The organism is Sporocytophaga myxococcoides DSM 11118 (genome assembly GCF_000426725.1).
Lineage (GTDB): Bacteria > Bacteroidota > Bacteroidia > Cytophagales > Cytophagaceae > Sporocytophaga > Sporocytophaga myxococcoides.
In genome coordinates this window covers 257,414-272,108 of record NZ_AUFX01000009.1, presented here as the reverse complement: position 1 = coordinate 272,108, position 14,695 = coordinate 257,414, and the positions used below count along the sequence as shown (strand labels likewise).

Genomic DNA, 14,695 nt, shown 5'->3' with positions numbered 1-14,695 from the left:
TCCTTTGTCTTTAGACGAGAAATATTAATTTTGAGTATGAAAAAGATCTATTTTCTATTTTTTATTCTCCTCCTCAGTTCCAGACTTTTCGCCAGCCACATCGTAGGAGGCGAATTCCAATTACGCCACTATCGGGGATATACTTATACACTTAGTATGAGACTTTATTTCGATAAGCTCCATGCAGCAGCGGGGTTATTGGAAGCTGATATTACCATCAAAACAAATATTTTCCGGAAATCAGATAATGCATTGATAGGTTCGCAGGAACTGGTTAGGAATATTGATTATGAAACGGTTAAATATGCAACTGAAGAATGTGACTTTCTGGAGCGAGGAGTTCAGGAGACTTTAAATCTTAAATACAAAGCCAATATCTTTCTTGATCCTGAAATTTATGATGACCCCGGAGGGTATTATATTGTCTGGGAAAGGTGTTGTAGGAATGGTGTGATTCAAAACATTCAGGAACCTGATAAAGCTGGTCAGGTTTTTTATCTTGAGTTTCCCGCAGTAAAAAGAGCTGGGAGACCCTTTGTAAATTCTTCACCTGTTTTTGAAGATATAGTAGCGGATTACTTTTGCAGAAACCAAATGAATACATATAACTTCGGTGGTTATGATCCTGATGGTGATTCATTAGTGTACACTCTGGTAACGCCTTTAAACGGTCATGCGAGTATTTACGGAGAAGCATTGCCTGATCCTAAACCTGCACCTTATGATCCTATAAGCTGGAGATCAGGATATAGTGCTTCAAATATGATTCATGGAAATCCTGCACTAAAAGTAAACCCACGCAATGGCGTTTTATCGGTGAATCCTAGTGAAGGCGATAATACTTTGTTTGTTGTTTCTATGATAGTTGATGAGTACAGGAACAATAGAAAGATAGGGCAGGTGAGACGTGATTATCAATTCCTGGTAAAGACTTGCCCTCTAAACCTTGGTCCAAAGGTAGATATTGAAAAGCCTGAAGGGCCGGATACTGAGTTTAAAGGAGATACTTTTGTAGTGAAATTGAATGAAATAAAGGCCTTTGAGCTTTTATTATCTGACTCAAGTACAACAATTTTGAAACGTCCGGCTAATATTCATATATCCAAGATCGTTACAAATCTTCCGACTAATATCTTTACACCTCCCGGGCCTCAACAATTAACTCCTGGAGTAAATGACACTGTCCGTGCCCAGTTTGTATTTAATCCATGTGATAAATTACTTATTGAGGAAGAAAAGTTATTTGATCTGGATATTATAGTAAGCGACGATGGATGTCCCCATCCTCGAACAGATACGCTTAATATAAAAGTTTTAATCATTCCGCCTCCTGAGAACCCGGCCCCTGTTTTACAATTTGATCCAGGAGGTAAGTCGATAGATGTCTTCCCTGGATCTGTCAATAAGATAAATGCAATAGGGCTGGATTCTGCAGATTATATGTATTTATCAGCCACAGGTCTTGACTTTGACTTGGAGGAAAAGGGAATATTTTTCACCAATACAAATGGCAAGGATTCTATTGCCAATCCGCTCTTGTGGATGCCGGACTGCGGAGAACTTAATCCGGGTGTGTTTAATGTTGTTTTTAAGTTAAAGGACAGTAGTTGCGTGCATTCCCATCAGGTATATGATACATTGACTTTAAGAGTAAAGGATAGTGAAACAACTGTAGATAATGCAGAGCCAACGAATTTGATAACACCAAACGGTGATAATAAAAATGATACTTTCATAGTAGAAAACTTATATGGAGGCAACTGTGAATATCACTTTAACGGAATAGAAATTTTTAACAGGTGGGGAAGCAGGGTATTCAAATCTGAAGACCCTGGTTTTTCATGGAACCCAGTGGGATACCCCGATGGAATTTACTATTATATTGTTGATCTTAATAAAAAGAAAATAAAGGGCTGGCTGGAAGTAATGCGATGATGCTTTATCACGCAAGCTTTTGCAGTTCCAGCTGTAGCTCTTGAAAGGAAGCCTTGCAAACGGTATCAATAGTAGTTAGGTGTGCAGATACTTCTGAAAGATTCTGTTGCTGCTTAACTGAGGTTTCAATAAACTCAACATCTTTGTTCAATTCATTAATGCCCATCATCTTAATGGTGGGCTTCATTTTATGCATTACTTTTCTGAAGTTCTCCCAGTCCTGGTTGTCGTGAAAGGTCCTTAATTCTTGTAAAAAGTCGGGGGTCTGTTTAAGGAAGATCTCAATCATTTGTTTAATGAATCCCGCATTATTATCAGATGCATTGATCAGATAAGACAGGTCAGTGTGTTTTTGATTTGTAATCACTGGTTGAAGAGTTTTAATTGGTGTTGTGTATTTAATTACATTGCCGGCATTTTCAACTATTTTGGAAAAGAGATTGTCAGGACTAAAGGGTTTTAAAATGTAATCATTGATTCCATATACTTTAATTTTTTCCTGTACTTCTGACAAAGCCATAGCTGTTAATGCTATAATTGGGGTACTGTTTGTAGGTGCAGGGAATTCTTTTCTTATTTGTTCACTGACCTGATAACCATCCATTCCGGGCATTTGTATGTCCATAAGTATTAGGTCATACTCCTTTTTTTTCAGAAGATCCAGGGCTTGTGGGCCATTCTCTGCAATGTCGACTTGAATGTTCTGTTTTTCAAGGAACTTAAGAACTACAAGCTGATTCATTTTATTGTCTTCTACAACAAGAAGTCTGAGACGGTCAAGGCCTTGATATTTATTAGTGGAAGATTCAGGTATCGTTGTAATTTTAGTTTTTTGAGATCTGGCGAATTTCAGATTGAAGATGAACTTTGAGCCTTCCTTAACTTTACTCTCCACACCTATATTTCCTCCCTGAAGCTCGATAAGTTTTTTAGTTATAGTAAGACCTAAACCAGTACCTCCATATTTTCTGGATATATCAGGGTCTGCCTGAGTAAAGCTTTCGAAAATTAAAGAGAGCTTGTCTTCTGGTATTCCTATTCCTGTGTCTTTAATGGTGAATAATATTTGTACTTCTTTGGGAGAGGATTCAATAAGATCTACCATTATATCTATGGTTCCCACTTCAGTAAATTTTACTGAATTAGAAATCAGATTTAACAGTATTTGATTTAGTCTGAAAGGATCGCCTTTGAGGTACAGGGGAATATCATTGCTCACATTTAATGTGATCAGTACATTCCTTTCAGCAGCTTTGAAGGCAAATGTTTTCTTCAGATTTTCAAGTAAATTAAGAAGAGAAAAATCTGTTTGCTCAAAAAAGATTTTTCCGGATTCTATTTTAGAAAGATCTAGAATGTCGTTGACAATGGCCAATAAATTGTCCGAAGATGCCTTAAGAGCATTAAGATAATCTCTCTGTTCAGGATAATGCGAGCTTTGAAGCAATAGGTTAGTCATTCCAACTACTGTATTCATTGGAGTTCTGATTTCATGACTTATGACCGAAATAAATTGCTCTTTGGCCTTAGAAGAGGCCTCTGCAAGTTCTTTCTCTTTTTTTAGGGTTTCAGAGGTTTCCTTTTGTTCAGTGATATCAATGCTATAGCATAAAAGAACTTTGCCAAGATCAGGAAATTCTGCCGGAACCTTACCTATAAGAAATGATTTAGACTGTCCATCTATAATCATATTTTTTTCTGTCATCCTGGGATGACCTGTTCTCCATATTTCTTTTTCTTCAGCCTGAATCTTTCTTGCAGTTTCTTTGTCCATATAATCGATAACCGTGAGGCCAAGAAAATTTTTGTTTAATCCTGATTTTGACTTTTGAAAATAAGGATTGATATAGATGATTTCTCCTAAAGGATTTTTAAGATATAAATTGAGGGGAAGGTTGTCTATGATTTCCTGAAAATTAATTTTTTGTTTTGAAAAATGGCTCTCTGTAATTTCTTTGGGCAAAAGACTGAATTGTGCAATCAGCCGGTTTTCATTGACTCTTTGGAAAGAAATAAGGTAATTCGAATTATCCCAAAGTTGAATCCCTTTGGAAGTATTCTCTTTGAGACTCAGGTTAAAGAGGTGCTGCAAGGGCTTTTTGAGATTACCTTCTTTGAAAAATAAGGTTAATTTATCGTTTCCGGCTTCATTCTTTTCAATGAGTTTTCCGTCAGAATCCAAAACAAAAATCGGCTCCTTAATACTATTCAAGTCAAACATTCAGAATTATCCCTGCCTTTTAGCAATTTCTCTTTAAATCAGCTCAATTACTTTAAAGACTAATTTAATATTCCTTCTGTATTCAAAATCAATTATTAGCATTTTTTTTAAAAAATAAACCACGGAAACTTTGGGTCTTTTGAAAGTTTCCGTAGTTTTGTGTAGTAAATAATGCCATTGAAATGAAAGAACGAATAGTAAAAGGTGCAGAAGAGTTTTTTCTGAGTTACGGTGTGAAAATCATCACAATGGATGAGATTGCGAGGAATCTTGGAATCTCCAAAAAAACCATTTATCAGTATTATAAAGATAAGAATGAGCTTGTTTGTGAAGTGATTAACAATCATTTACAGGAAAGGCAGCAAAGCTATCTTCATATAGCAGATCAGGCTGCCGATCCCATCGATGAGCTGATAAAATTGTCTGAGTATATTAGAGATTCATTCAGGAATATAAATTCGATTATACTTTTTGAGGTAGAAAGATACTTTCCAAAGGCTTATAAAAGCTGGGTTGATCATAAGGAAAAATGCCTTAAGGTATACATTATAGATATATTGAATAAAGGTAAGGCTCAGGGTCTTTTCAGACAGGATATCAATGTGGAAATGATTGCAAGACTTAGGATTGAAGAAATTCAGCTTGGGTTTGATATCGCCGTTTTTCCTCCGCTACAATTCCCGATTCAGGAGCTGCAGATTCAGTTCATTGACTATTTCCTTCATGGAATCTGCACATTAAAAGGACATAAATTAATTAACCAATACAAAAAAATCCAGGAAGAAGATTGAAATACATTTATATGAAAGCAAGGTACATTTTTCTACTTACTTTTCTCTGTAGCGTAACAAGAGGGTTTGCGCAAACGGATAGCAGTTATACACTGAAACAATGTATAGATTATGCATTGGAGCATCAGTCTACATATCTGAACACTTCTCTGGATGCAGAGATAGCAAAGGCAAGAGTCGGAGAAATCCAGGCTGTAGGTTTGCCTCAGATCAGCGGTACAGTATCGATGATCGAAAATTCAAAGCTGCGTAATATGTTTTTTGCTAGATCCAATCCCATTAGCTGCATCATTTGGCACTGGTGGTGGTGAGGTTAGTGGAGATGTTTTGGTCGCAAAAAATATCTTCCAGTTGCCGAGCTCAGGAGATGCTGGAGCTACCATTAGTCAGCTATTATTTGATGGTTCTTATTTCGTAGGATTGAAAGCTGCTAAAGCTTATCAGAGTCTTGCGCAAAAGTCAATTCAACAGTCCAGAATTCAGACCGTAGATAATGTTACCAAAGCTTATTATCTGGTATTGATTACTCAGGAAAGAATCATGAGACTTAATAGCAGCATTGCCACATTGGATTCTACGGTTCGCCAATCCAGACAAATGTATGCCAACGGATTTATTGAGAAAATAGATTTAGATCGTCTTGAAGTGAGCCTGAACAATTTGCTTTCTGATAAAACTAAGTTTGATTCAGGATTAGACATCAGTAAAATGCTACTTAAGTTCCAAATGGGAATGCCGATTGAGGAACCCATCAATGCATCTGATACACTCGCTTTAAATAGTTCAGAAAGTGTTTTACTAAAGGGAACTAAAGCTAATTATAACGAAAGAATCGAATATGCTTTATTGGAAAATCAGAAAATTTTACAGAATCTGGATCTAAAAAATGTAAAAGCGGGTTACTATCCAAGTATTTCAGCTTTTGCTACAGGTGGCTATACCAGACAAGATGTAAAATTTGTGAATCTGTTTCAATATAAATGGTATTCATATGCTCTTTTAGGTGTAAATATGAATATCCCTATTTTTGATGGTTTTGGTAAACATTATAAGGGACAGCAAAAGAAACTGGAATTGAGAAAGACAGAAAATTTAATGATCGCACTGAAGAATACAATCGATATGCAGGTGAGGCAGAGCGAAATTACTGTAAACAACGCTATCAGAACACTTGAAGTACAGCAGAAAAATATGGACTTAGCAACGAATGTTTCAAGGGTGGTAAAAATTAAATATGCAGAAGGCGTAGGAACAAACATTGAAGTAACAAATGCTGAAGATGCTCTTAGAGATGCACAAACCAATTACTACAATGCACTATATGACTTGTTAGTAGCACAACTGGATTATAAAAAAGCTTTAGGAACATTAGTAACAGAATAATATGAAACATACAAACATAAACATAACCAAAAGCATGAAAGCAGGATTTTTTTACATAAGCTTAGCAGTTGCAATGTTTGCCTGCAAGTCGGCAAACAATCTTGAGAAAAAAGAAGCTGAACTGGCTGATTATAAAAAACAATACGAGGATCTGGAAACCAAAATAGCTTCTTTGGAGAAAGAAATTTCTGAAGCTGGTGGTAAAAAGAACGTTGTTACTAAACCTGTTTATGTTTCAATTGATACCCTTGAGCCAGGCGTTTTCAAACACTATGTAGAGGTACAGGGTAAAGTTGATACAGATAAAAATATTACTCTTGTTTCCAAAGCTAGCGGAACTATTGAAAAAATCTATGTACAGAAAGGTCAGTATGTAAAAGCAGGAACCCTTCTGGCTTCTATAGATGGTGCTATCGTTCAGAAAGGAATTGAAGAAGTAAATACTCAGCTTTCTTTCGCTACCAGTGTGTATGATAAACAAAAGCGTCTTTGGGATCAAAAAATAGGATCTGAAGTCCAATTCTTATCAGCTAAAAATAATAAGGAATCTCTGGAGAGAAGAAAAGAATCCCTTGTGGAACAGCTTCAGCTGACTAAAATTAAATCTCCTATTGATGGAACTATAGATGAGATCTTCCCTAATCAGGGAGAAGTTACAGCGCCGGGATCACCAGCATTCAGAGTTGTAAACTCAAGCGCCTTCAAGATTTTGGCTGAAATACCTGAGTCTTATGTATCTAAAATCAGAAGAGGGGACGAAGCAATTCTTACTTTCCCTGATGTGGAAGAAACTGCAAAATCTAAAGTAACTGTTGTGAGTGACGTTGTTAATGCAGTAAACAGAAGTTTTCAGGTTGAGTTAGATGCTAAAAGCGTTAAAAATCTTAAAGCTAATCTAATCGCTAATGTAAAAATTAAAGATTATGAGAAAGCCGATGTTATGATTATTCCTATTAACGTGATCCAGCACTCAGATCAAGGAGACTATGTATTCGTAGCGGATAAAGGTGTTGCTGTGAAAAAAATGATTACGACAGGCAAAACTTACCACAGCAGTGCTGAGATTTTATCAGGATTGAGTAAAGGTGATAAGTTGATTACTGTAGGTTATCAGGACATCGTAGACGGTCAACCTGTAACGTTCTAATAAATATTTACCAATGAGAATTATAAGGGAAAGGTCTTCTTTCCCTTAATCTCAAATCATTTTTAATAAGTCAGCACAAAGCATTTGCTTGAAGCGCTCAGTTAAAACAGACAAAAAAGATGAAAGAATTTAAAGTCAGTAGCTGGTCAATAGACAATAAAACCAGTATATACGTATTGACCATCATCATCACGCTTGCAGGTATTTTTACCTACATGGCCTTACCCAAGGAGCAATTTCCTGAAATTGTTTTCCCTCAGATGTATGTCAGTACGCTTTATCCGGGAGCATCTCCAAAGGATATAGAAAACCTGATCACCAAGCCTATAGAAAAAGAAGTGAAGGCAATTGCCGGGGTGAAAAAGGTGACAAGTAATTCAGTGCAGGATTATTCAAGTGTTGTTGTTGAATTTAAAACAGGTGTCGATGTTGAAGCTGCAAAGCAAAAGGTGAAAGATGCTGTAGATAAGGCTAAAACTGAATTGCCTTCAGACAGAGAGTATGAACCGGAAGTAATAGAGGTTGACGTTTCTCAGGTACCTATCATGAACGTCAACGTTTCAGGCGATATCGAACTTGACAAACTTAAAAAGTATGCCGACGACCTTGAAGACAAAATCGAATCTATTAAAGGTATCAGAAGAGTAGATATCATTGGTGCCCTGGAAAGAGAAATCCAGATAAATGTTGACAAAATGAAAATGGAGGCTGCAAACGTTTCCATGAATGATATCAGAATGGCTGTGTCTTCTGAAAACGTAAACCTTTCCGGTGGTCTTTTGAAAATGGATGGTATGAAACGTACTATCACCATTAAAGGGGAATACGAGGATCCTAAAGACCTGGAAAACCTTGTTATAAGATCTTCTTCCGGAGCAGTCGTTTATCTGAAAGATGTTGCAGAGATAGTGGATGGATATGAAGAAAAAGAAAGCTACGCGCGTCTTGATGGAAAGAACGTAATCACTCTGAACGTTATTAAAATGGGAGGAGAGAACCTTATTGAGGTTTCTGATCAAATTAACGGTCTTATCAAAGAGCTGAAGGAAACTAAATATCCTAAATCTGTTAACATCACAGTTACCGGTGAGCAGGCTGATCAGACAAGAGTTACGCTTCACGATCTTATCAATACCATTATCATCGGATTTATCCTGGTAACAGTGATCCTGATGTTCTTCATGGGTACAACAAACGCGATCTTCGTTGCGATGTCAGTGCCTTTATCAATGTTCATCGCGTTCATGGTCATGGATGGCGCTGGCTTCACGTTGAACATGATTGTGCTTTTCGGATTTCTTCTTGCGCTTGGTATTGTTGTGGATGATGCCATCGTAGTTATAGAAAATACCCATAGAGTATTCGATAATGGAAAAGTTCCTATTAAGCAGGCGGCTAAGATGGCAGCAGGTGAGGTTTTCCTTCCGGTGTTCTCAGGTACAATGACAACTTTGGCTCCTTTCGTTCCATTGCTTTTCTGGCCTGGTGTGATCGGGGAATTCATGTATTACCTTCCGATTACTTTGATTGTAACTTTACTCGCATCTCTGCTTGTAGCTTATATCATCAACCCTGTTTTTGCGGTTGACTTTATGAAGTCTCATGACGAAGAACATGTTAAAGGTCGTATTACCAAAGGGTTTAAGATAACCACTGTTATTTTCATTGCATTAGCTGCTTTATTCTACATTTCTGGCTCATTTGGAATGGGGAATCTAGTGCTGACATTCTATATGCTATTCCTGTTGAATAAGTTCGTATTAACAGGTGTTATTAAAAACTTCCAGGAAAAAACATGGCCTACAGTTCAGAATAAATATGAAAATGTATTGAGATGGGCATTACATAAGAAGAATCCACTTTGGCTGCTTCTTGCAACAATAGGAATGTTTTTCTTCTCCATCTTTGTATTCTCTGTAAGAACTCCAAAAGTGGTGTTTTTCCCTGAAAGTGAACCAAACTTTATTTTCTCTTACATCTCTTTACCTGTAGGTACAGATCAGGCATATACTGATTCTATTACTAAAGTGGTAGAGAAGAGGGTATTTAATGTAGTTGGAAAAAATAATCCGATAGTAAAATCTGTCATCTCTAACGTCGCTGTTGGAGCAGGAGATCCATCTCAGCCTGACCTGAGCGTTTCTCCAAATAAAGGAAAGGTAACTGTAGCCTTTGTAAACTTTGCTGACAGAAAAGGAGAATCTTCTCTTGCATATCTTGATAAAATAAGAGAAGCAGTAAAAGGTATCCCTGGAGCAGAGATTACAGTTGAGCAGGAGCAGGGCGGACCTCCGACAGGAAAACCTATTAACATTGAAATGAGTGGAGATAACTATGAGCTACTTATCTCTGAATCTGAAAAGCTTATAAAGTACCTTGAAAATTCAGGTATTGAAGGAATAGAGAAACTTAAGTCTGATGTTCAGAAAAATAAACCTGAGATTGTCATTGAGGTAGACAGACAAAAAGCCAATGCTGAAGGCCTTTCTACTGGACAAATTGGTATGGAAATCAGAAATGCGGTATTCGGAAGTGAGATTTCTAAATTCAGAGACTTTGAAGATGATTATCCGATTCAGTTGAGATACAACTATGCTCAGAGAAATGATATCGAAGGCTTGTTGAACTCAAGAATCACTTACAGAGATATGAATATGGGTGGTATAGTACGTCAGGTACCATTGTCTTCTGTAGCTAAGATAAGATTCACAGATACCTATGGTGGTATTAAGAGAAAGAATGAGAAGAGACTTGTAACCGTATATTCAAATATTCTTACAGGTTACAATGCTAATGAAGTGGTTGGTAAAATCACAAAGGCGATCAAAGACTTCAAGAGAGCTGAAGGTGTATCTATAGATATGACTGGTGAGCAGGAAGATCAGAAAGAAACAGGAGCATTCCTGGGTTTTGCCGGACTTGCAGCCATTGGTCTGATATTCCTGATATTGGTAACTCAGTTTAACTCAGTTTCGAAACCTGTGATCATTCTTAGTGAGATCTTGTTCTCAACCATCGGTGTATTCTTAGGCTTCTCGATAACTAAGATGGATATGTCTATAGTGATGACCGGAGTGGGTATAGTGGCACTGGGAGGTATAGTAGTACGGAATGGTATTCTCCTTGTTGAATTTACGCATTATCTGGAGGAGCAAGGTTATACAACTAAAGAAGCTGCAATTCAAGCAGGTAAAACAAGGATGACTCCTGTATTGCTTACTGCAACTGCTACCATACTGGGCTTGATTCCACTTGCTGTGGGTCTTAATATTGACTTTGTTACTTTATTTACAGAGCTTAACCCGCATATTTTCTTTGGGGGGGACAGTGTAGCGTTCTGGGGACCTCTTTCCTGGACTATGATCTTCGGATTGATATTCGCTACCTTCCTGACTCTGATATTGGTTCCAGTGATGTATCTTCTCGTAGATAAACTAAAATTAAAAGTAGGCTATAAGAAAAAGCACACTGATCATATCTATGCTGGGGAAATAATTGATATCTCAGAGACTGAAGAGAACAAAGCATTATTAAAATAAAAAGTAAAGCACACATGCGTAACCGGAATCTTAGTTTTTTGTCCATTGTTTTAATAATCTTTCTGGTTATAGATGCATATGTTTTTCAGGGTGTAAGAGTGTTAGTTCACTCTTACACTCCTTTAATTAAAAAGTTAATCTATGCATTTTACTGGGGCTTCACTCTCTTTACTTTAGCTGGTTTATTGTATTTTGCCGCCAGTCCGGAAAAGTGGACTAGATTAATGAAGGTCGTTTATTTCGGAAGTGTTGTAACAGTTTATTTTACGAAATTCATTTACTTTATTTTTCTGGTGCTTGATGATATTATCCGCCTCTTCAGATGGGTGTTTCAGAAAGTATCTTTATTATTTAATCACCAGCCACTGGCTTCAGGAGCAGAAATTAATAGATCAGACTTTTTATTAAAAGCAGGTCTTGCAGTCGCTGCAGTGCCTTTTTTCGGAATGCTTTATGGTATCGTTTTCGGCGCGCATGATTATCGTGTAAAGAGAATTAAGGTGAAACTGAAAAATCTTCCTTCTTCATTTGAGGGACTTAGAATTGCTCATATATCCGACATACATTCAGGAAGTTTTTATAATAAATCTGCCGTTAAAAGAGGTGTTAAATTATTGATGGATCAGCAACCGGATATAGTATTTTTTACCGGAGATCTTGTCAATGACAGAGCTACTGAGGTTGAAAGTTATATTGAAGTGTTTAAGGAAATCAAAGCTCCTATGGGCGTGTTTTCTGTACTTGGCAATCACGACTATGGAGACTATGTGCCATGGAACAGTAAGGAAGAAAGAGTAGAAAATCTTAAAGACCTGATGAATGCTCATAAGAGAATGGGATGGGACTTGTTGATGGATGAGCATAGAATTTTGAAGAAAGGTAATGAAGAGATAGCACTTCTTGGAGTGCAAAACTGGGGGAAAGGAGAGAACTGGCCAAAGTATGGCAAGTTGAATAAAGCTTATTCAGGAACAGAAAAATATCCGGTAAAACTTTTGCTTTCACACGATCCCAGCCATTGGGATGCTCAGGTAAGACCGGGCTATCCAGATATTGATATTACCTTTAGCGGACATACGCACGGTTTTCAATTCGGAATTGAAGCTGCCGGTATAAAATGGAGTCCTGTTCAATATAAATACAAACAATGGGGTGGGCTTTATAATGAAGGAAATCAATATATCTATGTCAACAGAGGATTTGGTTTCATTGGTTTCCCCGGAAGAATGGGGATGCCTCCGGAGATTACCATTATGGAACTTTCCAAAGCCTAGAGGTTCTCAGAGGTCTTAAGAAAATACGCCATCTCTGCAAGCTGCATCATTACTTCAGTCTGATAAGATAAAAGCTGCTGATCTTTTTTTTCAGGTTCATTGTTCGGAACTTCTGCGATCAGAGCTTCCTGGTAATGGTTGATTTTTTCCATACACCAGTCCATAAAATCATCAGCTGAATGCATATTCGGGAACCTATTTTTGTCTTGAAAAACATAGTCATATTCCCCTTTTTCAAAAACAGAAAACATTGGTCCAGCAAGAAGATCACTTATGTGCTCTAGCCTATGCCATAGTTGATAATATCTATCCGTTTTCAAGTCAGGCCTGTGAAAGGCATCCCAGAAAATTTCCCTGAAATGGTCCAGAACCTCGGACTTGTTCATCGCTTCATCCTTCATACAATAATAAAACAAACAAACTTTTTTAGTTGTTACAAATATAGTGGACCTGTAAAAGATTCGATATGGTGACGTGTAAAAAATATACGGAATTGCATGATATGATCAAGGATATCAAAATTGCAATGTTAACAACTGTTGAAAGCAACGGATGTCTGAGAAGTGTTCCTATGACTACCATGCAAACTGAGTGTGAGGGATTGGTTTGGTTCTTTACAAACTTTGATTCTCAAAAGGTTGAGGATATAAGAATAAATAGCTGCATCAATGTTACATATTCAGATGTTCATAAGAATGTCTTTGTTTCTGTAACCGGTAAAGCGGAAGTTGTTAAAGATCCGCTTAAAATGCAGGAACTTTGGAAGCCCGTTCTCACAGCTTATTTTCCTGATGGCCTTGAAGATCCTGATTTGGGACTTCTTAAAGTATCTATAGATGAAGCTGAATATTGGGATTCAAGAACAGGAAAAATGATCCAGGTTTGGGAAATGAGCAAGGATGCTGTTAAATAAGGACTCGAAAGAGATTTTGAATGAAAGGAGTTTCTTTCATTCAAAATCTCTTTATTAATTTCATCGAACGTGTATATAGATTGGTCTTTTCTTTTAAAATATTAGAATAATCTCAATTGACCCTTTTCAGGTCTTTTAAATACAGCAAGGTTAAAAGGCTTCATCTTCCGATCTCCCAGGTATTTTTGCACAGACATGTGAAACAGGTCTGCTATAGCTTCAGCAATAGGTCCTTCGCCCTTCATTCTCGTGCCGAATCTACTATCATTCAAAGTTCCTCCATGGCATTCTTTAATCTGGTTTAGAACCTTTTCTGCGCGATAAGGATAAGCTTGTGTTATCCAATCTTCAAATATTTCTCCTATTGAACCATTAAGTCTGACCATTGTATAAGCAGCAGAACTGGCGCCTCTTGCAGCAGCTTCCTTAATAATTTCAGGTATCTCTGTGCTATTCAGTGAAGGAATTATAGGTGCTACCATTACATTTACAGGAATTCCATTAGAAGCCAATACTTCAACAGCTTTAAGCCTTTGGTGTGATGTTGCAGTTCTTGGCTCCAATTGTTGTCTTAAAGATTCATCCAGCGATGTAATAGATATATTTACATGGACAAGGTTATCGTCATTCAACTCTTTTAAAAGATCAAGATCTCTGAGTATAAGACTGTTTTTTGTAATAATGCTGACCGGATTTTTATACTTGAGAAATACCTCCAATATTCTGCGCGTAATGCCTGCCTTTCTTTCTACAGGCTGATAACAGTCCGTATTACCAGATAACATAATAGGTTCAGGAGTATAATCTTTATGATCAAAAAACTTTTCAAGCAGAGTAGGGGCGTTCATTTTCATGATAATCTTCCTTTCGAAGTCAAGCCCTGCACTCATCCCGTAATATTGATGCGTATTCCTGGCATAGCAATATGTACAGCCATGCTCACAGCCCTGATACGGATTCATGGAATATGAGCCTCTCAGATCAGGACTATCTATTTTATTGACGATTTTTTTGGGGTGTTCTTTTAGAAAAGTAGTGGCTTTATTACTTAATAAAGGCTCATCCAATCCTTCAATATGCTCGGTAACGTAGGTATCTTTTAAATAGGGATTTTTGGAGTTGATCTGAGCTCCTCTTCCCTTAATTGTATTTTCTGCCATAATTATTAGTAAATATACTAAAAATATTAGCATGTATTTCCGTAAATAGGAATTTTTACTAAAATTTTTCAAAAATTGGAGCTTTGACCTCCGAGCTTTTTGCTCGAAATTTGGAGCTTTTACCTGAAACCACCGAGCTTTTTGCTCGAAAATTGGAGCTTTTACCTGAAACCACCGAGCTTTTTGCTCAAAAATTGGAGCTTTTACCTGAAACCACCGAGCTTTTTGCTCAAAAATTGGAGCTCTGACCTAAAATCACCGAGCTTTTTGCTCGAAAATTGGAGCTTTGACCTGAAACCTCCGAGCTCTTTGCTCAAAAATTGGAGCTCTGG

At 37.2% G+C, this 14,695-nt stretch carries 12 protein-coding genes; 9 read left to right on the top strand and 3 right to left on the bottom strand.

Going from position 1 to position 14,695, the window contains the following annotated elements; translation table 11 throughout:
* Positions 1–36: 36 nt before the first annotated feature.
* On the top strand, positions 37–1,935 hold the full coding sequence (locus tag K350_RS31100) for a T9SS type B sorting domain-containing protein (RefSeq protein ID WP_156027013.1): 1,899 nt from the start codon (positions 37–39) through the stop codon (positions 1,933–1,935).
* Positions 1,936–1,942: 7 nt separating this feature from the next.
* Here the strand turns inward: K350_RS31100 and K350_RS31095 are convergent, their stop codons facing one another.
* Positions 1,943–4,156: a response regulator gene (locus tag K350_RS31095; RefSeq protein ID WP_051313081.1), complete on the bottom strand. Its 2,214-nt coding sequence runs from the start codon at positions 4,154–4,156 to the stop codon at positions 1,943–1,945.
* Between the two features lie 182 nt (positions 4,157–4,338).
* Here K350_RS31095 and K350_RS0111905 point away from each other — a divergent pair, with 182 nt between their 5' ends.
* The 6 genes from K350_RS0111905 (at position 4,339) to K350_RS0111885 (ending at position 12,290) form a co-directional block, all read left to right on the top strand.
* Positions 4,339–4,947 (top strand): TetR/AcrR family transcriptional regulator, encoded by a 609-nt coding sequence (locus tag K350_RS0111905; RefSeq protein WP_051313080.1) that lies wholly within the window; start codon positions 4,339–4,341, stop codon positions 4,945–4,947.
* Between the two features lie 11 nt (positions 4,948–4,958).
* Entirely contained in the window at positions 4,959–5,258 is a 300-nt protein-coding gene (locus K350_RS32340; protein ID WP_051313079.1) for a hypothetical protein, read from the top strand.
* Positions 5,209–6,330, top strand: coding sequence for a TolC family protein (locus K350_RS28475; RefSeq protein ID WP_081670977.1), 1,122 nt, complete (start codon positions 5,209–5,211; stop codon positions 6,328–6,330). Before K350_RS32340 ends, K350_RS28475 begins: the two co-directional genes overlap by 50 nt.
* 34 nt (positions 6,331–6,364) lie before the next feature.
* Positions 6,365–7,477 (top strand): efflux RND transporter periplasmic adaptor subunit, encoded by a 1,113-nt coding sequence (locus K350_RS0111895; RefSeq protein WP_028980105.1) that lies wholly within the window; start codon positions 6,365–6,367, stop codon positions 7,475–7,477.
* 119 nt (positions 7,478–7,596) lie between these two features.
* Positions 7,597–11,016 carry an efflux RND transporter permease subunit gene (locus tag K350_RS0111890; protein WP_028980104.1) on the top strand — a complete coding sequence of 1,140 codons (3,420 nt, stop codon included), beginning with the start codon at positions 7,597–7,599 and terminating at the stop codon, positions 11,014–11,016.
* Positions 11,017–11,030: 14 nt separating this feature from the next.
* Entirely contained in the window at positions 11,031–12,290 is a 1,260-nt protein-coding gene (locus K350_RS0111885) for a metallophosphoesterase (protein WP_028980103.1), read from the top strand.
* Here K350_RS0111885 and K350_RS0111880 read toward each other — a convergent pair.
* Positions 12,287–12,676 carry a hypothetical protein gene (locus tag K350_RS0111880; RefSeq protein ID WP_028980102.1) on the bottom strand — a complete coding sequence of 130 codons (390 nt, stop codon included), beginning with the start codon at positions 12,674–12,676 and terminating at the stop codon, positions 12,287–12,289. The two genes, K350_RS0111885 and K350_RS0111880, sit on opposite strands and share 4 nt — an antisense overlap.
* 80 nt (positions 12,677–12,756) lie before the next feature.
* On the opposite strand from K350_RS0111880, the gene K350_RS28470 reads away from it, so the two are divergent.
* The gene (locus K350_RS28470) at positions 12,757–13,203 is read left to right on the top strand and encodes a pyridoxamine 5'-phosphate oxidase family protein (protein WP_051313075.1); all 447 of its coding nucleotides are present in this window, start codon (positions 12,757–12,759) and stop codon (positions 13,201–13,203) included.
* A gap of 101 nt (positions 13,204–13,304) precedes the next feature.
* Here K350_RS28470 and K350_RS0111870 read toward each other — a convergent pair whose 3' ends face one another.
* Positions 13,305–14,363, bottom strand: a complete 1,059-nt coding sequence (locus K350_RS0111870) for a PA0069 family radical SAM protein (protein ID WP_211236739.1) — start codon at positions 14,361–14,363, stop codon at positions 13,305–13,307.
* A gap of 83 nt (positions 14,364–14,446) precedes the next feature.
* Here K350_RS0111870 and K350_RS32335 point away from each other — a divergent pair, with 83 nt between their 5' ends.
* On the top strand, positions 14,447–14,611 hold the full coding sequence (locus K350_RS32335) for a hypothetical protein (RefSeq protein WP_156027012.1): 165 nt from the start codon (positions 14,447–14,449) through the stop codon (positions 14,609–14,611).
* Positions 14,612–14,695 lie beyond the last annotated feature (84 nt).

What these genes read in the sequence shown, in the direction of transcription:
- K350_RS31100 (WP_156027013.1), top strand. Translation starts at nt 37, where the DNA reads ATGAAAAAGATCTATTTTCTATTTTTTATTCTCCTCCTCAGTTCCAGA.
- K350_RS31095 (WP_051313081.1), bottom strand. Translation starts at nt 4,156, where the DNA reads ATGTTTGACTTGAATAGTATTAAGGAGCCGATTTTTGTTTTGGATTCT.
- K350_RS0111905 (WP_051313080.1), top strand. Translation starts at nt 4,339, where the DNA reads ATGAAAGAACGAATAGTAAAAGGTGCAGAAGAGTTTTTTCTGAGTTAC.
- K350_RS32340 (WP_051313079.1), top strand. Translation starts at nt 4,959, where the DNA reads ATGAAAGCAAGGTACATTTTTCTACTTACTTTTCTCTGTAGCGTAACA.
- K350_RS0111895 (WP_028980105.1), top strand. Translation starts at nt 6,365, where the DNA reads ATGAAAGCAGGATTTTTTTACATAAGCTTAGCAGTTGCAATGTTTGCC.
- K350_RS0111890 (WP_028980104.1), top strand. Translation starts at nt 7,597, where the DNA reads ATGAAAGAATTTAAAGTCAGTAGCTGGTCAATAGACAATAAAACCAGT.
- K350_RS0111885 (WP_028980103.1), top strand. Translation starts at nt 11,031, where the DNA reads ATGCGTAACCGGAATCTTAGTTTTTTGTCCATTGTTTTAATAATCTTT.
- K350_RS0111880 (WP_028980102.1), bottom strand. Translation starts at nt 12,676, where the DNA reads ATGAACAAGTCCGAGGTTCTGGACCATTTCAGGGAAATTTTCTGGGAT.
- K350_RS28470 (WP_051313075.1), top strand. Translation starts at nt 12,757, where the DNA reads ATGGTGACGTGTAAAAAATATACGGAATTGCATGATATGATCAAGGAT.
- K350_RS0111870 (WP_211236739.1), bottom strand. Translation starts at nt 14,363, where the DNA reads ATGGCAGAAAATACAATTAAGGGAAGAGGAGCTCAGATCAACTCCAAA.